The 20,788-nt window shown below is 67.7% G+C and carries 21 protein-coding genes and 2 tRNA genes; 10 read left to right on the top strand and 13 right to left on the bottom strand.

The features are described from left to right. Positions 1 to 9: 9 nt before the first annotated feature. From murI to PQI23_RS10380, 9 genes are all read right to left on the bottom strand, one after another. Positions 10 to 849, bottom strand: coding sequence for a glutamate racemase (murI, locus tag PQI23_RS10420; RefSeq protein ID WP_339974261.1), 840 nt, complete (start codon positions 847 to 849; stop codon positions 10 to 12). Beyond that, positions 846 to 1,529, bottom strand: a complete 684-nt coding sequence (locus PQI23_RS10415; protein ID WP_339974259.1) for a ribonuclease HII — start codon at positions 1,527 to 1,529, stop codon at positions 846 to 848. Before PQI23_RS10415 ends, murI begins: the two co-directional genes overlap by 4 nt. Positions 1,530 to 1,532: 3 nt before the next feature. Then, positions 1,533 to 2,252, bottom strand: a complete 720-nt coding sequence (gene lepB / locus PQI23_RS10410; RefSeq protein WP_339974257.1) for a signal peptidase I — start codon at positions 2,250 to 2,252, stop codon at positions 1,533 to 1,535. Positions 2,253 to 2,403: 151 nt separating this feature from the next. Then, the gene (rplS, locus tag PQI23_RS10405; RefSeq protein WP_010156851.1) at positions 2,404 to 2,751 is read right to left on the bottom strand and encodes a 50S ribosomal protein L19; all 348 of its coding nucleotides are present in this window, start codon (positions 2,749 to 2,751) and stop codon (positions 2,404 to 2,406) included. A gap of 159 nt (positions 2,752 to 2,910) precedes the next feature. Continuing rightward, the gene (locus PQI23_RS10400; protein WP_339974254.1) at positions 2,911 to 3,483 is read right to left on the bottom strand and encodes a dihydrofolate reductase family protein; all 573 of its coding nucleotides are present in this window, start codon (positions 3,481 to 3,483) and stop codon (positions 2,911 to 2,913) included. A gap of 173 nt (positions 3,484 to 3,656) precedes the next feature. Beyond that, on the bottom strand, positions 3,657 to 4,661 hold the full coding sequence (locus PQI23_RS10395; RefSeq protein WP_339974252.1) for an Fpg/Nei family DNA glycosylase: 1,005 nt from the start codon (positions 4,659 to 4,661) through the stop codon (positions 3,657 to 3,659). Further along, positions 4,661 to 5,152, bottom strand: coding sequence for a ribose-5-phosphate isomerase (locus PQI23_RS10390; protein WP_339974250.1), 492 nt, complete (start codon positions 5,150 to 5,152; stop codon positions 4,661 to 4,663). Before PQI23_RS10390 ends, PQI23_RS10395 begins: the two co-directional genes overlap by 1 nt. 26 nt (positions 5,153 to 5,178) lie before the next feature. Next, a complete protein-coding gene (locus PQI23_RS10385) occupies positions 5,179 to 5,799 on the bottom strand; it encodes a DsbA family protein (RefSeq protein ID WP_339974248.1) in 621 nt (206 codons plus the stop codon). A gap of 17 nt (positions 5,800 to 5,816) precedes the next feature. Beyond that, the gene (locus PQI23_RS10380) at positions 5,817 to 6,773 is read right to left on the bottom strand and encodes an aldo/keto reductase (protein WP_339974246.1); all 957 of its coding nucleotides are present in this window, start codon (positions 6,771 to 6,773) and stop codon (positions 5,817 to 5,819) included. 143 nt (positions 6,774 to 6,916) lie between these two features. Between PQI23_RS10380 and pepN the strand changes: the two genes are divergently transcribed. The 7 genes from pepN to PQI23_RS10345 all read left to right on the top strand — a co-directional run bounded on the left by pepN (position 6,917) and on the right by PQI23_RS10345 (position 13,837). Next, on the top strand, positions 6,917 to 9,502 hold the full coding sequence (pepN, locus tag PQI23_RS10375) for an aminopeptidase N (RefSeq protein ID WP_339974244.1): 2,586 nt from the start codon (positions 6,917 to 6,919) through the stop codon (positions 9,500 to 9,502). Beyond that, positions 9,503 to 10,417: a mechanosensitive ion channel family protein gene (locus PQI23_RS10370; RefSeq protein ID WP_339974242.1), complete on the top strand. Its 915-nt coding sequence runs from the start codon at positions 9,503 to 9,505 to the stop codon at positions 10,415 to 10,417. It begins immediately after the preceding gene. Then, a complete protein-coding gene (locus tag PQI23_RS10365; RefSeq protein ID WP_339974240.1) occupies positions 10,414 to 10,854 on the top strand; it encodes a globin in 441 nt (146 codons plus the stop codon). Before PQI23_RS10370 ends, PQI23_RS10365 begins: the two co-directional genes overlap by 4 nt. Before the next feature lie 25 nt (positions 10,855 to 10,879). Continuing rightward, positions 10,880 to 11,458, top strand: coding sequence for an HhH-GPD-type base excision DNA repair protein (locus PQI23_RS10360; protein WP_339974238.1), 579 nt, complete (start codon positions 10,880 to 10,882; stop codon positions 11,456 to 11,458). A 52-nt stretch (positions 11,459 to 11,510) separates the two neighbouring features. Then, positions 11,511 to 12,440: a GGDEF domain-containing protein gene (locus PQI23_RS10355; protein ID WP_339974236.1), complete on the top strand. Its 930-nt coding sequence runs from the start codon at positions 11,511 to 11,513 to the stop codon at positions 12,438 to 12,440. A gap of 43 nt (positions 12,441 to 12,483) precedes the next feature. Beyond that, a tRNA-Arg gene (locus tag PQI23_RS10350) sits at positions 12,484 to 12,556 on the top strand. Positions 12,557 to 12,604: 48 nt separating this feature from the next. Next, positions 12,605 to 13,837, top strand: coding sequence for an MFS transporter (locus tag PQI23_RS10345; RefSeq protein WP_339974234.1), 1,233 nt, complete (start codon positions 12,605 to 12,607; stop codon positions 13,835 to 13,837). Positions 13,838 to 13,858: 21 nt separating this feature from the next. Here the strand turns inward: PQI23_RS10345 and def are convergent, their stop codons facing one another. Next, the gene (def, locus tag PQI23_RS10340; protein ID WP_339974232.1) at positions 13,859 to 14,422 is read right to left on the bottom strand and encodes a peptide deformylase; all 564 of its coding nucleotides are present in this window, start codon (positions 14,420 to 14,422) and stop codon (positions 13,859 to 13,861) included. Positions 14,423 to 14,555: 133 nt separating this feature from the next. Here def and orn point away from each other — a divergent pair, with 133 nt between their 5' ends. Together orn and PQI23_RS10330 are read left to right on the top strand one after the other, a co-directional pair. Continuing rightward, positions 14,556 to 15,197, top strand: coding sequence for an oligoribonuclease (gene orn, locus PQI23_RS10335; RefSeq protein ID WP_339974230.1), 642 nt, complete (start codon positions 14,556 to 14,558; stop codon positions 15,195 to 15,197). 125 nt (positions 15,198 to 15,322) lie between these two features. After that, a tRNA-His gene (locus tag PQI23_RS10330) sits at positions 15,323 to 15,398 on the top strand. Between the two features lie 120 nt (positions 15,399 to 15,518). Here PQI23_RS10330 and PQI23_RS10325 read toward each other — a convergent pair. After that, complete coding sequence (locus PQI23_RS10325; RefSeq protein ID WP_339974228.1) at positions 15,519 to 16,460, bottom strand: ThiF family adenylyltransferase; 942 nt, start codon at positions 16,458 to 16,460, stop codon at positions 15,519 to 15,521. Further along, complete coding sequence (locus tag PQI23_RS10320; protein ID WP_339974226.1) at positions 16,457 to 17,227, bottom strand: hypothetical protein; 771 nt, start codon at positions 17,225 to 17,227, stop codon at positions 16,457 to 16,459. The genes PQI23_RS10325 and PQI23_RS10320 overlap by 4 nt, the downstream gene beginning before the upstream one ends. A gap of 277 nt (positions 17,228 to 17,504) precedes the next feature. Here PQI23_RS10320 and PQI23_RS10315 point away from each other — a divergent pair, with 277 nt between their 5' ends. Next, complete coding sequence (locus PQI23_RS10315) at positions 17,505 to 18,356, top strand: hypothetical protein (protein WP_339974224.1); 852 nt, start codon at positions 17,505 to 17,507, stop codon at positions 18,354 to 18,356. 10 nt (positions 18,357 to 18,366) lie between these two features. On the opposite strand, the gene PQI23_RS10310 is transcribed toward PQI23_RS10315, so the two are convergent. After that, positions 18,367 to 20,712, bottom strand: a complete 2,346-nt coding sequence (locus PQI23_RS10310) for a putative bifunctional diguanylate cyclase/phosphodiesterase (RefSeq protein WP_339974222.1) — start codon at positions 20,710 to 20,712, stop codon at positions 18,367 to 18,369. Positions 20,713 to 20,788: the final 76 nt, after the last annotated feature.

Genomic DNA, 20,788 nt, shown 5'->3' with positions numbered 1-20,788 from the left:
GAGTGCGCGTCAGTTGGGAAGGCGGATCGCGCCGGTCTCGAGGTGGTCGACGGCGTCGATGCCGATCCCGAGCATGCGGCGCGCCAGGTCGACGAATCCCGCAGTGTCCGGGCCGGTGGCCTCATAGCGCAGCTCCGGCTCCGCGGCGCCGGGCGGGCGGAGCAGCTGCAGCTCGGTGAGCACCTGGAACACCGCATTCGCCGTCTCGATATCACTCGACACGAGGGCGACGTCGGGGCCGACCACCTGTCGGATCGCCCCCCGCAGGAACGGATAGTGCGTGCATCCGAGCACCAGCGTGTCGATGCCCTCGGCCACGAGCGGAGCGAGGTACTGTCTGGCCACCTCGTGCACGACCGGCCCGCTGGTCTCACCGGCCTCGACGAGGTCGACGAACCGCGGGCAGGCGGCGGAGCTCAGCGTGATCTCCGGGCGCATGGCGAACAGATCATCGTAGGCGCGCGATTGGATGGTGCCCTGCGTGCCGATCAGGCCGACGCGACGATTCCGAGTGATCGACGCCGCACTGCGCACCGTGGGCCCGATGACCTCGACGACCGGCACGTCGTAGCGCTCCCGGGCGTCGCGGAGCACCGCGGCAGAAGCGGTGTTGCAGGCGATCACGAGCATCTTCACGCCCTGCTCGACAAGACCATCGAGGATCTCGAGCGCGAAGCGCCGCACCTCGGCGATCGGGCGGGGCCCGTATGGCGTGCGCGCCGTATCGCCGACGTAGATCATCGACTCACCGGGCAACTGGTCTCGGATCGCACGCGCCACGGTCAAACCGCCGACTCCGGAGTCGAACACTCCGATGGGGGCGAACGCGTCGGGCTGCTGCGAACTCACGCCTCCAGACTAGCGGAGCCGACTGCGGAGAGCTTGATCCACGTGTGCCGGTGCAGTTCGGTGAGGCCGCGCGCCGCGATGCCCGCGAAATGCGCTTTCGCCCCGTATCCCTTGTTCGACGCCCAGGCGTATTCGGGATGCGCCTCGTCGGCCTCTCGCATCAGCGCATCGCGCGCGACCTTCGCCCGCACCGAAGCGGCGGCCACGCTCGCGCACGCGCGATCCGCCCCCACGCGGGTGCGAACATCGAGCGGCGCGCGCAGTGCGGCCGAAAGCCAATCGTGCGCGCCATCGAGCAGGATCACCGAGTGCTCGACCGGCACCCCCGCCGCCCGGAGCTCGAGCAGTGCGCGGCGGGCCGCCTGACCGAGCATGGTCGTAATGCCGTGGGTGTCGATCTCCTCGGCGCTCGCGAAGCCGACGGCGCCGGCTCCCCAGGAATGCACCAGGGGCGCGACCAGATCGCGCCGCTTCTCGCTCAACAGTTTCGAGTCGCGCAGCCCGTCGGGAAACGCGTCCGTACCCGCGGTGACCGCGTGCACCCCGACCGCGACGGGGCCCGCGATCGCACCGCGGCCCACCTCGTCGACGCCGATGACGATGCGCGCCCCCGTGTCGAAGAACTCGCGCTCGACATCGAGAGTCGGGTCCTTCGCGAGCGGGTCCGCTGCGACCGGCACGGGTCAGTCGCCCTTCGCGGCGTCGACGCCGGTGAACGTCCCCTCGGGTGTGCCGAGCCAGGTGAAGCGATTGAGCGGCCAATTCAGCACGAACGCACGCCCGACCACTTCGTCCTCGGGCACGAAACCCTTGCCCGGCTGATCCTGGTTGTAGCGCGAATCCTTGCTCTGATACCGGTTGTCGCCCATGACCCAGAGAGAGTTCTCGGGCACGGTCACATCGAAGTCGATCGCCGAAGCACGGGTCTCTCCCGGGGGGATCACGACGTACGGCTCGTCGATGGGCACCCCGTTCACCATGACGCGCCCCTGCGCGTCGCAGCACTCCACCCGGTCCCCGCCGACACCGATGACCCGCTTCACCACGTACTCGTTGCTCGTGTCGGCGGCGAGCCCGACCGCCTGGAGCACCCGCTCGAACCCGCGGGGCGGCTCCGTGCCGCGCGGGTACAACCACCCGCCCGGATCCTTGAAGACGACGATGTCGCCGCGCTGCACATCGATGAGGTCGGGCACCAGCTGATTCACCAGGATGCGGTCATCGATCTGGAGCGTGTTCTCCATCGACTCCGAGGGGATGAAGAAGCTCCGCACGAGGAACGTCTTCAACAGGAAGGAGACGAGGAAGGCCACCACCAGGATGACGAGCAGGTCTCGAAGGAACCCGAGCACGCCGCCTCGACGCGTCCGCTGCGGAGAGGTCGTTGCCTCGGCTTCACTCATATGGGTTCCCCTGTCGGTGGGAGCGGTACTGCGATGGATCTGACGCTCCGGGCCCCACCTGCCCGGTGAGACACTTCAGGCTCCCACCCTATTCCAGAGGGGAGCCTGAGAGCGGTGCGGGCGCGTGCGAAACGGCCCCGGAGACGAGCGACTAGCGGTCGCGCTTCTCCTTGATCTTCGCCTTCTTGCCGGTGAGGCCGCGCAGGTAGTAGAGCTTCGCACGACGCACGTCGCCACGGCTGACGACCTCGATCTTCTCGATCGCGGGCGAGTGCACCGGGAACTTGCGCTCCACGCCCACCTGGAAGCTGATCTTGCGCACGGTGAAGGTCTCGCGAACGCCCTCGCCGTGGCGGGAGATCACGACGCCCTGGAACACCTGGACACGCGAGCGGTTGCCCTCGACGATGTTCACGTGCACCTTGACGGTGTCGCCTGCGCGGAATTCGGGGATGTCGCTCTTGAGCGACGCGGCATCGACCAGGTCGAGCTTCTGCATGATTGTCTACTCTCTGCGCCCGCCGCAAGTCGGGAACGCGGATATCGATAAAGTACTGAGGTGTTCGGCTCACGGACTGTGCGGACCCTCGCGGCAGTACCGCACCGTGGCACAAGGATCAATTATGTCACACTTCTGCCGCACGTCGAACGAGCGGTGCTACCGGGACTCGCGATCCTCTGCGAGTCGACCGACCACCCGGTGGCGCGCAACCACGAATGCGCCATTGCGTCCCACCTCGACGAGATCGAGATCGAGACGACGCGGCAGGAGGGGGCGCCCCGCGCCGAGCACCACGGGCGCGATGGAGGTGACCACCTCGTCGAGCGCATCGATGTCGGCGAACTGACCTGCGAGATCGCCGCCACCGACGATCCAGAGATCCTTCCCGCCCGTCGCGTCGCGCAGCTCCTCGCGCAGGGACGCGACCTCGCCGCGACGGAAGCGGATGTCGGCCGACCCTCCCGCGGCCGTGCCCGTCGGCAATGCCAGCTCACGATGCGAGAGCACGAACGCGGGCAGTTCGTAGCTCCACACGCCCTGCTCGTGATCGAGCACCCACTCGTACGTCGTCGACCCCATGACGAGTGCGCCGACGCCGCCGATGAACTCCTCGTAATCGCCGACGCCGCCCGACTCCTGGGGCTGCCGCAGCAGCCAGTCGAGCGAATCGTCGGGATCGGCGATGAAGCCGTCGAGTGTCGTAGCGGTGTAGTACACGGTACGGGTCATGCTGATCTCCTTCGATCGTCGCCGGGGGCTGCATGAACGGCCAGAAATGGCCGTTCACCTGACTGCGTCAGGTCTGGCAGCCACGCGCGCGCACTTCGCAGCGCGCTGCACCGGCGCCGAGACGGCGCCGGGGGCTGCATGAACGGCCAGAAATGGCCGTTCACCTGACTGCGTCAGGTCTGGCAGCCCGGGCACCAGTACAGTTTGCGGGCGCCGAACTCCTCCAGCGCGATGTTCGTGCCGCAGCGCTTGCAGGGCGTGCCCTCGAGTTTGTAGACGGAGTGGCGCTCATCCCGGTCGACGAGTGCGCGCCGGTACTCCTCGCCGCTCAGGCCATCGATGGTCATCATCTGGCCCACCGTGATGCCGATCTCCAGCAGGTGCGCCCAATCGTCCCACAGCGCCTCGAGCACCGTGCGGTCGATCGTGTTCGCCGGGGTGTGCGGATTCAGGTGCGCCCGGAAGAGCATCTCCGCTCGATACACATTGCCGATTCCGGCGATCACAGACTGATCCATGAGCACGAGGCCGATGGGCGTTCGCTTGCGCAGCGCGCGCTCGACGAAGCGATCCCGCTCAGCCGGCGTATTGGCATTCGCAGGGTCGGGCCCGAGCTTCCGAATCACCGCATCGACCTCGGCGGGCGTGAGCACCTCGCACGCGGTCGGACCGCGCAGGTCGGCGCAGACGAGGTCGTTCAGCAGCCGCACGCGCACCTGCCCGACGGGTTCGGGAGGGAACACGGTGGGAGCCGCCGTCTCGCGGTCGGTCTCGGCCATGCGCACCCGGGTGCGGCGCGGGGCGCCGATCGACGTCACCGAGTCCTCGCCGTCGCGGTCGAGCGGCCGGGCGCTGTCGGGCCGAGAGTACTCGCCCGTCTGGCCCAGCTTCGTGCGCCCCGGCGTCTGACCGTGAATCTGGATCGACGGGTCGATGCGCACGTCTCCCGCGAAATCCCACGCACCGTAGATGCCGAGATGCACGCGCAGCCAGCGGTCGTCGGCGAACTCCAGGAACATCTGCTTGCCGACGGCTCTCGCGTCGAGCATCTGCCGCCCGCTGAGCAGCGCCGCTCCCTGAGCGAACCGACCCTGCGGGCTGGTCACCTCGGGAGCGGTGCCGACGAAGTTCACCGCGAACTGACGAGCGATGCGATGAACGCTGTGCCCCTCGGGCATCAGAGGCTGTCGACGTGCTTGCCGTTGATCGCTCCGGTGCGCTCGTACTCGCCGAGCTGCGCGATCCGGCGCACGTGGCGCTCCTCGCCCGTGAACGGTGTATCGATGAACAGCTCGATGAAGCGGATCGCATCAGCGACCTCGTGCTGCCGCGCACCGATGGAGATGACGTTCGCATTGTTGTGCTCGCGAGCGAGCGTCGCAGTGGAGTCGTTCCACACCAGCGCGGCGCGAATACCCGCGACCTTGTTGGCCGCCATCTGCTCGCCGTTACCCGATCCGCCGAAGACGACACCGAGGGCTTCGACCCCGTCGCGCTCATCGCGCGCGACGCCGAGCGCCGCATTGATGCAGAACGACGGGTAGTCGTCGAGGGCATCGTATTCGGCGGGCCCGTGGTCGATGACCTGGTGCCCCTGAGCGCGCAGATGATCCTGCAGCTGCTGACTGAATTCGAGTCCGGCGTGATCGGTGGCGACGTGAATGCGCATGGTCTCGATCCTATCGCTGCACGGGGTCAGAACTGCGGATCGGCGGTGCGGCCGCGCTTCAGCTCGTAAAAGCCGGGCACGCTCGCCGCCGCGACGATCCCGTCCCAGAGCTGCAGCGCCTGATCGCCCTGCGGCGCCGGGGTGACGACGGGCCCGAAGAACGCCACTCCGTCCACGGAGATCACGGGCACTCCGACGTCGGGCCCGGCGATCTTCAGCGCGTGCGCCGAGTTCTCTCGCAGCTCCGCATCGTACTGCTCATCGTCAGCGGCTGCGGCGAGCGCGGGGTCGAGCTGCACTGCTCGGAGCGCGTCGGAGAGGAGCCCATCGAAGTCGTCTCTTCCGCCGGGGTGGATCGCGGTTCCGAGTGCGGTGTACAGCTCGCCGACGACGCTGGAGGGGTGCTCGCGACCCGCGGCCACCGCCACGCGGCCCAGCCGGTGCCCCTGCCGCATGCCCTCCTCGTGGTCGCCGACGTCGTTGCCCTCGTTGATGATCTTGAGGCTGACGGGGTGCCACACGACCTCGAACCCCCGCGCTTCCGCGACGGTCGCCACCCAGCGACTGGTCATCCAGCACCACGGGCAGATCGGATCGAACCAGAACTCGACGGACGGCTGTGCGGAGGCGCTGGAATCGATGCTCATGCGGCTCAGCCTACTCTTCAGGCGCCCGGCACCGGGAAGAGCGCTTCGATCCGCTCGCGCTGGGAGTCATCGGGTCGCCACCGCTTCCCCGCAAGCGCATTCTGTCGCGCCTGATCAGGGGTCGACGCTCCCGCGATCACGCTGGAGACCGGTTCGTGATCGAGCAGCCATCCGAATGTCGCCTCCAGCATGGTGACGCCCCAATCCGCGCAGTGCGCCCGATACGCATCGAGCGCGTCCCAGTCCGCGTTCTCGGCGACGTGCGGGCGCTGCCGCATGATGCGGGTGTCCTCGGGGAAGCGATCGCGAGCGAACTTGCCCGTGAGCAGGCCGTTGGCGAGGGGGAAGAACGGAAGGAATCCGAGCCCGAGATCGCGGGCCGCCGGCACCTCCGCACGATCCGCCTCCCGCTGCACCAGACTGAGCTCGTTCTGCGCCGACACGAACGCGGTCGTGCCGGCCTCGTCCGCTGCGCGCGCCGCCTCGCGCATCTGCTCCGCCGAGAAGTTCGAGTGGCCGATGCAGCGCACCTTGCCCTCCTGCACGAGCTCGTCGAGCGCGGCGAGGGTGTCGCTGATCGGAATCTCCGGATCCGGCACGTGCATCTGATAGAGGTCGATGCGGTCCGTGCGCAATCGCGTGAGCGACCCCTCCACTGAGGCCCGGATGAACTCGCGCGAACCGCGGCGCCCCGCGTACGGTGCATCGGCATCGGGGTGGCCGAATTTCGTGGCGAGCACGATCTCCTCGCGCCGCGCTCCGAGCGCGCGACCCATCATGTCCTCGCTGCGTCCGAAGCCGTAGCCGTAGAGGTCGGCGGTGTCGAAGAACGTGATGCCCGCGTCGATCGCCGCTCCGATGACGGCGTCGGTGCCGTGCTGATCCTCGGTGAAGGACCCGGGGCGACCGAAGTTGTTGCACCCGAGGCCGACTGCGGAGACCAGGAGATCAGAGGTGCCGAGAGCGCGTTCCATGCTCTCCACTGTAGAGCCGCTGCGCGGGCGACGGACAGCCCCGCCCCGCCTCTTCACACGGAGCGTTCAGCGGTTTCATCACCGATGTCGAAGGTCGGGCCTAGGCTTGTCCCCATACCTATTCATCATCGTCAGGAGCATCAGTGCCAGGAACGAATCTCACGCGCGTCGAAGCCCAGGAGCGCGCCGCCGCCGTCACGACGCAGCGCTACGAGGTGGCGCTCGACCTCACGACCGGAGCCGAGCAGTTCTCGGCGGTCACCACCGTGCACTTCGGCGGAACGCCGGGGGCGGCGACGTTCATCGATCTCATCGCCGATTCAGTAGAGAGCATCGAGCTGAACGGCGAATCGCTCGACCCGTCCGACGTCTTCGCGGACTCGCGCATCCGCCTGCCGCGTCTCGCCGAGCAGAACGTGCTGCGCATCGCCTCGACCCAGCGGTACACCAACACGGGCGAGGGCCTGCACCGCTTCGTCGATCCGGCTGACGGCGAGGTGTACCTCTACTCCCAGTTCGAGGTGCCCGATTCGCGCCGCATGTTCCCGGTGTTCGAGCAGCCCGATCTGAAGGCGACCTTCGCGTTCACCATCACCGCTCCGGCGCGCTGGCAGGTCGTGAGCAATCAGCCCACTCCCGACCCCGTCGACGCCGGCACGAAAGCGCGCTCTCAGGGCGACGACTGGCCGGAACAGGCGATCGCGACGTGGTCGTTCGAGCCGACACCCGTGATGTCGAGCTACATCACCGCGCTCATCGCCGGCCCGTACCACGTCGTCCGCTCCGAGCTGACGAGCCGCGACGGCCGCACGATTCCGCTCGGCGTCTTCTGCCGCGAGTCCCTCGCGCCGCACCTCGACGCCGACTACGTCTTCGAGAAGACCCGCGAGGGGTTCGGCTTCTTCGAGGAGCAGTTCGACTACGCCTACCCGTTCGACAAGTACGACCAGCTCTTCGTGCCCGAGTACAACATGGGCGCGATGGAGAACGTCGGCGCGGTGACGTTCACCGAGGCGTACGTCTTCCGCAGCCAGGTCACTGACGCGATGCGCGAACGCCGCGTGGTCACGATCCTCCACGAGCTGGCGCACATGTGGTTCGGCGATCTCGTGACCATGCGCTGGTGGAACGATCTGTGGCTCAACGAATCGTTCGCCGAGTACATGTCGACGCTCGGCGTCGCCGAGGCGACCGAGTGGACCGACTGCTGGACCACCTTCGCCGCATCGGAGAAGTCGTGGGCGTACCGGCAGGATCAGCTGCCCTCCACGCATCCGATCGTCGCCCCGATCCGCGACCTCGAGGACGTGCTCGTGAACTTCGACGGGATCACGTACGCGAAGGGCGCATCGGTGCTCAAGCAGCTCGTCGCCTGGGTCGGTCGCGAGCCGTTCATGCAGGGCGTGCACGACTACTTCGTGAAGCACCATCACTCCAACACCGAGCTGCCCGATCTGCTCACCGAGCTCGAAGCCCGCAGCGGCCGCGACCTCGCAGGCTGGTCGAAGCTCTGGCTCGAGACCGCCGGCGTCAACACGCTGCGCCCCCGGTTCGAGCTCGACGACGAGGGACGCTACGCGAGCTTCGCCATCGCGCAGACGGCGACCGCCGACTACCCGACGATTCGACCGCATCGCATCGCGGTCGGTGTGTACTCGCTCGTCGGCGACGTGCTGCGGCGCACGCAGCGCATCGAGCTCGACGTCGACGGCGAGCTCACCGAGGTGCCCGAGCTCGTCGGCGCGGAGCAGCCCGCGCTGCTGCTGCTCAACGACGACGACCTGACCTACGCGAAGATCCGGCTCGACGAGCGCTCGCTCGACACCGCGGCGCAGCACCTCGGCGCCGCTGAGGATTCCCTCGCCCGCGCACTGCTCTGGGGAACCCTGTGGGACGCGACGCGCGATGGCGAGTTCGCCGCCAGCCGGTTCATCGACATCGTGCTCGCCCACGTGGGCGAGGAGACCGGATCGACGACGCTGCGCACGCTCCTCGGCCAGTTGTCGCTCGCCTCGGCGAACTACGTGGCGCGCGATCGCCGGGCATCCACGCTCGAACGCGTCGCCGAGGCGCTGTGGGCGCTCGCCGAGCAGGCGGAGGCAGGGTCGGATCGCCAGTTCCAGTTCCTGAAGTCGTTCGCGCAGCTCGCCACGACCGATCGGCAGCTCGATATCGTGCAGGCACTGTTCGACGGCAGCCGGAAGCTCCCGGGACTCACGATCGACACGGACCTCGGCTGGGAGCTGCTGTTCGCGCTCGCCGCGGGTGGTCGCGCGTCGGCGGCTCAGATCGACGCCCGCCTCGCCGAAGATCGCACCGCGAACGGCAACCAGTCGGCGGCGCACGCGCGCGCAGCGCTGCCGAACGCCGACGACAAGGCCCGCGCGTGGTCCTCGGTCTTCGACGAGGCCGACAAACCGAACGCCATCGTGCGCGCGACTGCGGCAGGGTTCACGCGCGTGCACGAGCTCGCTCTGCTCGAGCCGTACGTCGCACGCTTCTTCGACGCGCTGCTGCCGGTGTGGGAGTCCCGCAGCTACGCGATCGCGGAAGAGCTCGTCGAGGGCTTCTACCCCGCCGAACTCGCGAGCGCACCGCTCGCCGAGGCGACGCGCGCGTGGCTCGACGAGCACGCCGGGGCCCCGGCGGCGCTGCGTCGAATGGTCGCCGAGCATCTCGCGGGAGTAGAGCGTGCTCTGCGTGTGCAGGCGGCGGATGAGGGGGTGTGAGTGGACGGCGTCGATGACGTGGAGAAAGTGGTCGGGAACGCATTTCAGAGCTTCCTGACCACGTATCAGGTGCCGCTCACCATCGCGGTCATCGTGATCGCGGCGCTCCTGCTCAACTGGATCCTGCGGAAGCTGCTCATGCGCACCGTCACGCATGTGGTGCGCGGGGTCAAGAAGGCCCAGGACGTCGATACGACCTCGGAGATGCGCGCAGCTCCGTATGTGAGCGCGCGAGCGGTGCAGCGCACGCGCACCCTCGGCACGGTGGGGCGCGCCGTCATCACGTGGACCATCGTCGTCATCGCGCTGATCCTCATCCTGGGCCAGCTCGGCGTCAACCTCGGCGCGCTGCTCACATCGGCGGGCATCGTGGCCGCCGGGCTCGCCTTCGGCGCGCAGAACGTCGTCAAGGATCTGCTGAACGGCATCTTCATGGTGTTCGAGGACCAGCTCGGGGTCGGCGACATCGTGACCATCGGCACGATCACGGGCACGGTCGAAGACGTGGGAATTCGCGTGACGCAGGTGCGTGCGATGGACGGCACGCTGTGGTTCATCCGCAATGGCGAGGTTCTGACGCTGGGCAACGCCTCGCAGGGGTGGGGTCAAGCGATCATCGATATCACCGTCGATGCGCGCCAGGACATGACTCGGGTCTCCGATGTCGCCCTCGAGGCGGCGCGCGAGTTGCTTCGCGCCGAGAAGTACGCTCGCAAGGTGACCGGATCCCCCGAACTGCTCGGCCTGGAGAGCATCTTCGGCGACCGCGCCACCCTGAGGCTCCTCGTGAAAACGCGGCCCGAGGCGCAGTGGGAGGTGCAGCGCGGCGTTCGAGCCGAGATACGCCGCAAGTTCGCCGAGCACGACATCACCCTCGCCGATGAGCTCCCTCGCCAGCCGGGAGGTGCGGTATGAACGATGATGCGCGGCCGGGCCCGCGGCTCACTCTCCGCGCGAGCGAGAGCGGCGACGCCGTGACCGAGACGCTCTGGTCGCAGGTCGGCGGCACGCCCACGTTCGAGCGCATCGCGGAGGAGTTCTACCGAGGCGTGCGCGAGGACCCGGTGCTCGCTCCCATGTACCCCGAGGAGGACTTGGAGGGAGCGACCTGGCGGCTCCGCGCCTTCCTCGAGCAGTACTGGGGCGGGCCGACGACGTACTCGGAGCAGCGCGGTCATCCCCGCCTGCGCATGCGTCATCAGCCGTTCGCGGTGACCCCGGACGCGCGGGATCGCTGGCTGAAGCACATGCACGCGGCGCTCGATGCGGTGGCGCTCCCGCCCATGCACGACGCTGCGTTCCGCGACTACATCGAGCGGGCGGCGCTCGCCATGGTCAACCGCTTCGAGTAGCCCGCGCGCTCAGTACACTGACAGCATGAGCCTGCACCTGACTGACGATGCAGCGGCCGATGAGCTGCTGACGACCAACCCGCTCGCCCTGCTCATCGGCATGCTGCTCGACCAGCAGATCGCCATGGAGGTCGCCTTCGTCGGTCCGCTCAAGATCCAGAAGCGATTCGGCGAGGTCGACGCCTCCGCGATCGCCGACGCGGACCCGGATCACCTCCTCGCCGTGTTCACGGAGACGCCCGCGGTGCATCGATTCCCGGGATCCATGGCCACGCGCGTGCAGACCCTCTGCCGAACCATCGTCGACGAGTGGGGTGGGGACGCCTCCGCGATCTGGACGGAGGGCTCCCCCGACGGCAAGACCGTGCTCAAGCGGCTGAAGGCCCTGCCCGGTTTCGGTGACCAGAAGGCGCGCATCTTCCTCGCGCTGCTCGGCAAGCAGCTCGGCTTCGACGGCGCCGGCTGGGAACAGGCCGCGGGCGCCTACGGCGAGCCCGGATCATTCCGCAGCGTCGCAGACATCACCTCGCCGGAGTCCTTGCAGCGCGTGCGCGAGACGAAACGAGCGGCCAAGGCCGCGGCGAAGGCCGAGCGCAACCCATGACGTCTCCCAAACGATATCTCTGGCACTGCTCGATCGCCGAAACGGGTCGCTGATGGAAGAGCTCAACGGCGCCGCCAGTTTCACGCAGTCGGCAGAGCGCGTGGTGGCGTACCTCAACGAGCACACTCCGCTCACCGACTGGTCGGTCTCCCGAGTCACGAACGGTGAGCAGATCCACGTCCACGTGCACCACGACCACGTGCTCTCGGTCGGCGACCGCATCGCGTGGAACGAATCCTTCTGCAGCAGGATGTCGGCCGGAGCAGCGCATATCGTGCCCGACTCGCGCCTGGATCCGCAGTACTCCGACCTCTCCGTGGCGGAGCGCGTCGGTTCGTATGCCGGGTACACCATCCGCGACGACGATGGCGCGCTCTTCGGCGTGCTCTGCGGCGTACGCGAGACGCCGCTCGCGGAGGGCGAGACGATCGACGAGGAGCTCATCCGCCTGCTGAGCGAACTGCTCTCCTCCCAGCTCGAGCTATCGCGCGGCATCGATCGCGAGCGCCGCAGCATCGCGATCGCCGATGCACTCGCCCACACCGACGCGCTGACCGGGCTCCTGAACCGCCGGGGCTGGGACCGGGTGCTCGCCGACGCGCAGGAGCGCGTCGATGCGTTCGGCGATCCCGTCTCCGTGGCGATCATCGACCTGAACGGACTCAAACGCGTCAACGACACCCTGGGGCACCTGGCCGGAGATCGCCTGCTCACGCGCGCGGCCCGAGCGCTCGAGGCGGCGGCCACGCAGGCGCACCGCGTCGCGCGCATCGGCGGCGACGAGTTCGCGATTCTCGCGAACGGCGTCACGGCACGCGCCGTGACCGACCACTTCGCGACATTCGCGGCCGAACTCGAGCGCGCCGGCGTCTCGGCCGCGGTGGGTGCGGCGGCCGCCGCACCCGGTCTCGCGACGCTCGCCGACGCCGTCGCCGCAGCCGATCGCGAGATGTACTCCCGCAAAGTCGGGGAGCAGCACTGAGGCGCCAGCAGGGGCGCCGAAGTCGGTGTACGCTCGTAGAGTTGCCTCCGTAGCTCAGTGGATAGAGCAACGGCCTTCTAATCCGTCGGTCGCAGGTTCGAATCCTGCCGGAGGCACTGGGAATTCCGCGATCGCTGCGGCGACATCGAAAGGGAGCTGAACGCGTGCGCACCCAGAAGCAGGCGAAGGCGAAGCTTCCGTTCGAAGTCTGGGCGCTCGTCGCCGGCGGATTCACGGTCGCACTGGGATACGGGGTGGTCGCTCCCGCCATTCCGCAGTTCGCACTCGAGTTCGACGTGTCGAATTTCGCTGCCTCAGCGATCGTCAGCGCGTTCGCGCTCATGCGTCTCGTCTCCGCACCGCTCGCGGGCTGGGTGGTGGGCCGTCTCGGCGAGAGGCGCACCTACATCATCGGGATCCTCATCGTCGCCGTCTCCACCGGTGCGGCCGCGCTCGCGGCCGATTACACCCAATTCGTCGTGCTGCGCGGCATCGGGGGGATCGGTTCGGCGATGTTCACCGTCGCCGCGACGGCGCTGCTCATCAAGGTCAGCCCGCCGGCGGCGCGAGGCCGCGTCGCCAGCGTGAACGCGGCGGGCTTTCTGCTCGGAGGGCTCCTCGGCCCGGTCCTCGGCGGGGCCGTCGCGGTCTTCGGACTCCGCGCACCCTTCGTCTTCTACTTCTTCACGCTCGTGGCCGCAGCCACCGTCGTCGCCGTCGCACTGCGACGCTCCGCGCTCGCCGCTCGCGCTCCCCGCGGCGCACCCGACGAAGACGACGCGATGACGCTCCGCTCGGCACTGCGCGTTCCCCAGTACCGCACTCTGCTGCTCTCGGTGTTCGCATTCGGCTGGTCGTCCTTCGGAGTGCGCGTCTCCGTGATCCCGCTCCTCGTCGCAGCGACCTTCCACGGCGACGCGACGATGGCGGCATGGGTGCTCGCAGCCTACGCGGCCGGCAACGCGATCCTCATCTTCCCGTCCGGCAGGTGGAACGACACGCTGGGCCGTAAACCGCTGCTCATCACCGGTTCGATCGTGCTGGCCGCGGCCTACGCCGCATTCCCGTTCTCCCCCGAGATCTGGGTCGCGCTCATCGTCATGTTCGCCGCCGGTGCCGGGTCGGCGCTCGTGAACCCGGGCCAGCAGGCCGTGCTCGCCGACATCCTCGCTCAGCGCAGAGGCGGATCCGTCGTCGCCGCCTACTCGATGACCAGCGACCTCGGAGGCGTGCTCGGCCCGCTGATCGCCGGCGCGATCGTCGACCTCGCTGGATTCGGATGGGCCTTCGGGGTGACGGCCGCACTCATCGGCGCAGCCGCCCTCGCCTGGTCGCTCACGCCGTCGACGCGACCGCCCGGCGCCCTGCCGACGCTGCCTGGATCGCCGGGTTCGTAGTCGACGGCGTCTCGATACGCGTCAGCCTTCGAGATCGTCGACGCCCGGCAGCCAGCTGAGGCCCGGTCTGCCCCAGCCGTTCTTGCGCTGCGCCTTCTGCGCTCCGCGGTGCTCCGGGTGCACGAGCCGGTCGACGTACAGCAGCCCGTTGAGGTGGTCGAACTCGTGCTGCAAGATGCGCGCGAACCAGCCACTCGCCGAGATCTCGAACGGCTTCCCCTCGATGTCGTGCGCGCGCAGGAGTGCCCGCGGGGCGCGCCGCAACGCGAAGCGCTCGCCGGGGAACGACAGGCACCCCTCGACCTCGTCCTCGCCGGGGAGCCCGGGTTCGGGAGGAGCGATCCAGAGCTCGGGATTCACCGCGACGCCGTGCGCCGGCGCATCCTCCTGGTCCTCGTACATCCAGACGAACACGCGCTTGCCCACCCCCACCTGCGGCGCCGCGAGCCCGACCCCGGGCGCCGCCACCGTCGTCTCGAACATATCGTCGACGAGGGCGCGCAGCTCCCCGTCGAACTCGGTGACGGGGGCAGCGGGGCGATGCAGCACGGGCTCGCCGGAGATCACGATGGGAAGTACAGCCATGATCTCCAGTTTAGAGCGTTCGGGATCGTCGTCCTGCTCGTCGGTCGCACCCGGGATGGGCCCGCCCACGCCAGTAGACTGAACCGAACGCGGGTGCGATCGCGCGCCGCGACACTGCACCCGAGGAGCCACTGTGCCGAATACGCCGGCTGACCAGATCGTCTGGATCGACTGCGAAATGACCGGACTCGACGTCGATCGCGACGGACTGTGCGAAATCGCGGTGATCGTCACCGATTTCGAACTCACCCCGTTGGATCCCGGTTTCGAGATCGTCATCAACCCCGGTGAGGATGCGCTGGCGCACATGAACGACTTCGTGCGCTCCATGCATGAGAAGTCGGGCCTGCTCCCCCGTATCGCCGAGGGTACGAGCCTCGAGGAAGCCGAGCGGCAGGTCATCGACTACCTCCAGCGATTCGTCACCGCGGGGCGACGTCCGCTCGTCGCCGGCAATACGATCGGCATGGATCGCCGATTCATCGCGAAGTATCTGCCGACCCTCGAGGAACGTCTCCACTATCGCAGCATCGACGTCTCCACGATCAAGGAGCTGAGCCGACGCTGGTACCCGGCCGCGTTCTCGGGAGCACCGGAGAAGGCCGGAGGGCACCGCGCGCTGGCCGATATCGCCGAGTCGATCCAAGAACTCGCGTATTTCCGGGACGCAGTGATGGTCGCAGCGCCCGGGCCCGACAAGGAGACCGCCTCCGCGCATGCGAAGCGCGCGACGGAGCGTTTCGCGGCGTTGATCCACGGCGACTCCCCCGCGTAGCCGCCCGCGCATCATCAGGCCCGCTTGCGACGCGCGCGTCATCCCGGCCGGTTTGGCATTGGCGCCTGCGAGTGGGTTATGATGATCTGGTTGCCCGGCGAGCTCACGCAAGCCAGGTCAGCATGGTGGCTATAGCTCAGTCGGTAGAGCACCGGCTTGTGGTGCCGGTGGTCGCGGGTTCAAGTCCCGTTAGCCACCCCAAGTAATACGAAGCCCGCCTCACGCACTTCCGGATTCGATCCGGCGCGAGGCGGGCTTCGTGCATGGCGCGAGGCGGGCTTCCTGCATGAGCGGGTCGGCGGCGCCGCCCGCCTGATCGCGCTACGCCCTCCTGCGGGCGATGTCCGCGATCGTGTAGCTCCCGAGCGGATTGAGGTGCAACTTCTGACGCGCGGCGGCGACGAGCAGGCCCATCACGTGCGGCGCGCGCCCGGCGCGCACGATGCGCGTGCGCAGCCGGTAGGCATCGGTGTAGGCGACTCGCGGGGCCCAGATGGGCGCGCGACGGCGATTCTCGATGCCCGCTGTGAGGTGCAGGAAGGCCTGGGCGCTGCCGATCGCCGACGCGGCATCGACGCCGATCGAAATGGACGGAAGCGAGGCGGGCTCGTGTCCGCCCTCCCCCTCGACTGCGCGCAGCGACCGCAGGTCGGTATAGGACGGGATGTACGGGAGACAGCGCGCGAAGTCGACGCCGGCGTCCGCGATCTCGTCCAGCGGCATATCCGATGCGAACCCCATGAAGCGCTCGAACGTCCATGGCGACGACGGCGCGAACGATGTGACCTGAGCGGCGAAGCCGACGTTCATGACGAGAAGATCAGGAATGCCCTGCAGACGCGCTCGGCGGGCGATGAGCGACCCGATCTCGGGCTTCGTGAGCTCCGACTCGTCGAGCACGAGTGCGGCCCCCTGCATGAACTCCGCGACGTTCTCGGGCATCACTCCCTCGAAGAAGGTGCGCACCTCCGCTTCCGGGTTGATGTCGAGCACCCGCTCGCGGAACACCTCGGCCTTGCGCCGACCGATCGTGGCCGCACTCGCGCCCTCGACGCGATTCACGTTCTCCAGCTCGAAGACTTCCGGATCCGCCACGCTGAACGACGCGACGCCCATGCGCGCGAGTTTCAACCCGAGCTGAAAGCCGTCGCCTCCGACTCCCGCGATGGCGACTCGGGCCGCGATCAGCGCGCGCTGCTCGTCCTCGCTCCAGAAGCCGTAATTGCGGGAGAACTGCGGAGCCTCGACGCCGAGCGCCGTCATCGCAGTTGCTCGCTGAGCGCGCGCTTCGGAGCGCGTCCCACGTACGTCATCGCGCCATCGTCCGCTCGGTACTGCGCGATGATCCCGTTCTGACGCGCGTCGACGCGCTCCGTGGAGAGCGGGATGTCGATCTCGATCGGAAGATTGTAATCCAGATAGTGCTCGACGTAGCGCGGTTCGCCGATGCGCGAAATCGCGATCGTCCCGCGCAAGTGGCGCTCGAGCCAGGGCTCGATGATGGCGAAGGTGCGTTCGAGTCCGTGATTCGCCTCGTACGCGAGCATGACGGCGAACAAGTGCCACTGCACCAGTTCCTGCATGACCGCGTGCTCGTGGCGTGCGATCACTCGCGAGACTTCTACGCTCAGCGGTGTCAGGCCGTCGTCGAGGAAGGAGTCGGGGCAGAACTCCTCGACCGGAAGTGGAAGTTCATCGCCGCGCACGATGAGACGCGACACCCCGACGACGCGCACGCCCTCGACATGGTTCTCGAAGACGGCGAACGTGATGGAGCGCGCGTCGTCGGCGTCGCGATCGGTGCCGTCGGGTTGGATCTCGCTCTCATCGAGCTGCCCCGTCTGGTCGACGTACACCTTGCGGCGCAAGTCGAAGTGCGCCCGATATTCGGCTTCCAGTCCGGGACGGGGAGCGTCGTTCTCCGCGATGATGCCCACGCACATGCGCGCATTCGGCTGCTCGGCGAACAATGCGGAGCCGATCACCGGGATAACGTCGCGATTCGTCACGGAACGGTCGATATGGGACAACGCCGAGGATCCTCCTGTTGGCGCGGCGTCATACACCGCGGATACGTCATGAATGCCCGGGTGTGACCTCGAACGACTCCTGTAGGTCTCATTGTGCCCGAACTCGGCTTGATCGTGCACGGCTTGGGCTTCCCGGCGAGTCGTGAACCGGCGCTCGCGGGCTCAGGGCGCCGCGCAGTGGTGCGCGGCGGCAGGAGCGGGATGCTAGCATAAGTGCACTATCGGCATCGAAATTGGGGGAAAGGTGCAGGGAGACGGCTGGAACCGCGGGAACAGTGTGCGATCGCGCCCTGCGATCGACGATGTTCGCACGAAAGTGCTGCTCGCCGGGGTGAAACACGTCGAGACCGCCGGGCTCTCCCTGGGGGTCTCCCAGCCCGTCATCGATCGAATCTGCGTCGACGCGGGCGTCTCCGCGAAGCAGTTCGTGCAGGTGTGGCCGACCGCCGACGCGTTCATGGCTGATCTGTTCTGCGAGCTCGCCAACCAGGCGCAGATCGACCGCGCCGACACCGAGACGCTGCTGACGACCTGGCAGTACCTCAGCATGCGCACTGAGGACCTGCGCACTCCGAGCGGGCGCCGCAGTGTACTCATCGACATCATCCGCACCGCGGCCGAGTACAACTTCGAGGTGGTGACGGCGTCGAGCAAGTGGCGCACGTACGCGGCGCTCTCCACGACCATCATGTCGTGGCCCGATGAGGCGGCTCGTGCCCGTATACTCGACGCCCTCCAGGCGAGCGAGCTCTCCTTCGTCGAGACGATGGAGAATTTCTACCGCAACGTGCTCCCGACGGTCGGCTATCGGTTGAAGCCGATGTTCCACAACGACTACCAGCCCTTCGTCGTCGCGGCCGCATCGGTCATCGAGGGCCTGGGCATCGTGCGAGCTACCGTGCCAGCTCTGGTCGAAGCCCATTTCAGCGGCCACGCCGCGGGCGTGGACGACGGATCGCGCGAGTCAGCGCAAGAAGAGACCTGGTCGGTTTCGGCGCTCGCCTTCATGGGCGTCGTCGACGCCTTCATCGAACCCGATCCGGATTTCGTCGCATCGGAGGCGATCTCGCGCCTCAGCTCGGGAGTAGACGTCACGCCCGCGGCATCCGACGCCGAACCGACGTACTGATCGCCCTCGCTCAGGAGAGTTCTGCGCGCGTACCGGTTCGACGGAGACGGTCGCGCGTGAGCGCGAACGATTGGGGCCGGCCGAAGTGGTATCCCTGCACGCTGCGCACGCCCAGCTCCCGCAGCGTTTCCGCAACCGCAGCGCTCTCGATCCCTTCGACCACAACGGTGTGACCGAGGTTGTCGCCGAAGCCCTGCAGCGCTTTGATCAGCTCGCGCTGTCTGGAGTCTTCGAGGTTCCCGATCAGGCTCTTATCTATCTTGAGGATGTTCATCGGGAAGTGCACCAGCGCACCGACCGAGGAATCATCGGATCCGTAATCGTCGAGTGCGATGATCAGCCCCGCCTCCTGCAGGTTCTCGGCGTCTCTCCGCAACTCATCGGTCACGGACCGAAGGGAGCGCTCGTTGAGCTCGATGCACAGGCTGATTTCAGGATGGGACCGAGCGGCCTCGCGCAGGAACGGCCCCAGCTCCGCATCGCTGATCTGGCCGAGGTCGAGGTTCACCGTCATACAGCTCACGCTCGGCTCGAGCGCGCGGAATTGCTCCGCGGCGTGGAGCGCTTTGGTGATCACCTGTTCCGTGAGCGCATTCATGAGCCCCAGACTCTTCGCCCGCGCGATGAGCGACGGCGCCGAGATCGGCCCGAGCTCGGGATCCACGTATCGGGTGAGGGCCTCGAACGCCCAGATCTTCCCGGTCGAGATGTCGACGATGGGCTGGAACGCCAGCATGAGCCGGTTCCCGTCGATCGCCCGGGCCACGATGTCGTTGAGCCGCGTCGAGCGGTGCGATGAGATGCTCACCGTGCTTCCAGTCGCGACGGCGCCCTGCCGCCTGGAGCGCTTCGCCTGGAGCATGGTGCGATCCGCGTCCTCGACGAGCGACTGGGCGTCGACCTCACGATGACTCGAGAATGCCAGACCCGCGCTCACCAGCGGCTTGAGATCGTGCCCCTCCAGGTCCATGCGCTCGCTCAGCGCCGCGATGACGCGATCAGCAGCTTCCTTGGCCTGATCGATGGAGACGAGGCCCGTGAAGATGACGACGAACTCGTCGCCGCCGACTCGTGAGACGAAATCGCCCCCTCCGGAGGAGCGCTCCAGACGGGTCGCGACCACGCGGAGCAGCGCGTCTCCGGCGCGGTGTCCGTAATTGTCGTTCAGCTTCTTGAAGTTGTCGAGGTCGATGAACAGCAGCGCGATGCCCTCGTGGTAGGCGCGGTGCTCGTTCGCTTCGATCAGCGCCTGCTGAAAGGCTCCGTAATTCGGAAGTCCGGTGAGCGGATCGGTGTTGGCGCGCTGCTCGAGCGAGTCGACCTCGTACTGCATGCGCGCGGCTTCACTCGTAAGGTGAGCGAGGGACTCGATGGCGCGCTGATCATCACGGCTGAAGGCTCCCCCGCCCAGCTTGCGAGAAGCCACGACGTACTGCTCCGAGCCCGCCCTGAGGCTGACGGGGGCGCCGATCTCATCGCCTGCGGGGGCTGCCTCCCGCACCTCGACGGTGTTGGCGCGCACGACGCCTCTCGCGCGGCTCACGAGCGCAGTGCCGAGCGACTCGCCGCTCTCCCTCGGCAATTCGATCGCGGCATCGACGACCGCAGACAGTCGGGCCTCGATGTCATCCGATCGCGAGCGCTGCGCGAGCACGTAGAAGAGCGACCCTGCGAGCAGAACGACGAACGGGGTCAGACTCACGTTCGGGTCGCTCTCGAGCCAGGAGATCACCGTCGCATCGATGTAGTGGATCAGCGTGGCGGTGACCGACACCACCGCGACGAGGAAGGCCACGCGCAAGGGTTTCACCGAGGACGCGCTCACGCCGCGATCCACTTCCTCGCGACCCCACTGCCGCGCGAACTCGGCGAGCAGCACGACGCCGTAGAAGACCGCCGTGGCCACGACGAAGCTCGGAAGCAACCACACGCCGAGCGCATCGAGCCCGTTCCGAACGGCGACGAATGCCACCGCGCCGACCGTGGCGAGACCCGTGGTGTACAGCGCCAGCCAGAAGTTGCGCCGCAACCAGGTCTGAGCGATCACGACGCCCATGGCCCAGATGCACACCCCGATGAACGGAGCGCCGGCGAGCGGCTCGATGGCGAGCATCACGATCGAGACTCCGGCGCGCGGGAAACCGCGGTCGTAGCCGATCCGGATGTGGAACGGCCCGCAGATGATCACACTCGCGATCACGGCGAGCACCAGCGTCCACGACGAGGGAGGGGCTACGACGAGATGCGCGATTCCCGCAGCGATGGCGACGACCGCGAAGGCCATGAACGGTGCGGCGAACACGGTGTCGCCCTTCGCCACTCCGACGCGCCTCACTGCGGCCCCCTTCTTCCCCATGCTTCCGCGCATTCCTCCTCCTGCAATGCGTGAACGCAGCAGCTCATTATGACACGCGCAGCAGCTCACCGATTCG

Source organism: Leucobacter sp. USCH14 (assembly GCF_037619215.1).
In the GTDB taxonomy this organism is placed as follows: Bacteria; Actinomycetota; Actinomycetes; order Actinomycetales; family Microbacteriaceae; genus Leucobacter.
The sequence above is the reverse complement of the archived record's forward strand: the minus strand, read 5'-3'. Positions and strand labels throughout refer to the sequence as shown.

Bases quoted from the DNA above. Each gene is read 5' to 3' on its own strand.
- PQI23_RS10365 (WP_339974240.1), top strand. From the start codon at position 10,414: ATGAACGATGATGCGCGGCCGGGCCCGCGGCTCACTCTCCGCGCGAGC.
- PQI23_RS10355 (WP_339974236.1), top strand. From the start codon at position 11,511: ATGGAAGAGCTCAACGGCGCCGCCAGTTTCACGCAGTCGGCAGAGCGC.
- rplS (WP_010156851.1), bottom strand. From the start codon at position 2,751: ATGCAGAAGCTCGACCTGGTCGATGCCGCGTCGCTCAAGAGCGACATC.
- PQI23_RS10325 (WP_339974228.1), bottom strand. From the start codon at position 16,460: ATGACGGCGCTCGGCGTCGAGGCTCCGCAGTTCTCCCGCAATTACGGC.
- PQI23_RS10380 (WP_339974246.1), bottom strand. From the start codon at position 6,773: ATGGAACGCGCTCTCGGCACCTCTGATCTCCTGGTCTCCGCAGTCGGC.
- PQI23_RS10390 (WP_339974250.1), bottom strand. From the start codon at position 5,152: ATGCGCATTCACGTCGCCACCGATCACGCCGGACTCGAATTCAGTCAG.
- PQI23_RS10385 (WP_339974248.1), bottom strand. From the start codon at position 5,799: ATGAGCATCGATTCCAGCGCCTCCGCACAGCCGTCCGTCGAGTTCTGG.
- def (WP_339974232.1), bottom strand. From the start codon at position 14,422: ATGGCTGTACTTCCCATCGTGATCTCCGGCGAGCCCGTGCTGCATCGC.
- PQI23_RS10395 (WP_339974252.1), bottom strand. From the start codon at position 4,661: ATGCCCGAGGGGCACAGCGTTCATCGCATCGCTCGTCAGTTCGCGGTG.
- lepB (WP_339974257.1), bottom strand. From the start codon at position 2,252: ATGAGTGAAGCCGAGGCAACGACCTCTCCGCAGCGGACGCGTCGAGGC.
- PQI23_RS10310 (WP_339974222.1), bottom strand. From the start codon at position 20,712: ATGGGGAAGAAGGGGGCCGCAGTGAGGCGCGTCGGAGTGGCGAAGGGC.
- PQI23_RS10400 (WP_339974254.1), bottom strand. From the start codon at position 3,483: ATGACCCGTACCGTGTACTACACCGCTACGACACTCGACGGCTTCATC.
- PQI23_RS10360 (WP_339974238.1), top strand. From the start codon at position 10,880: ATGAGCCTGCACCTGACTGACGATGCAGCGGCCGATGAGCTGCTGACG.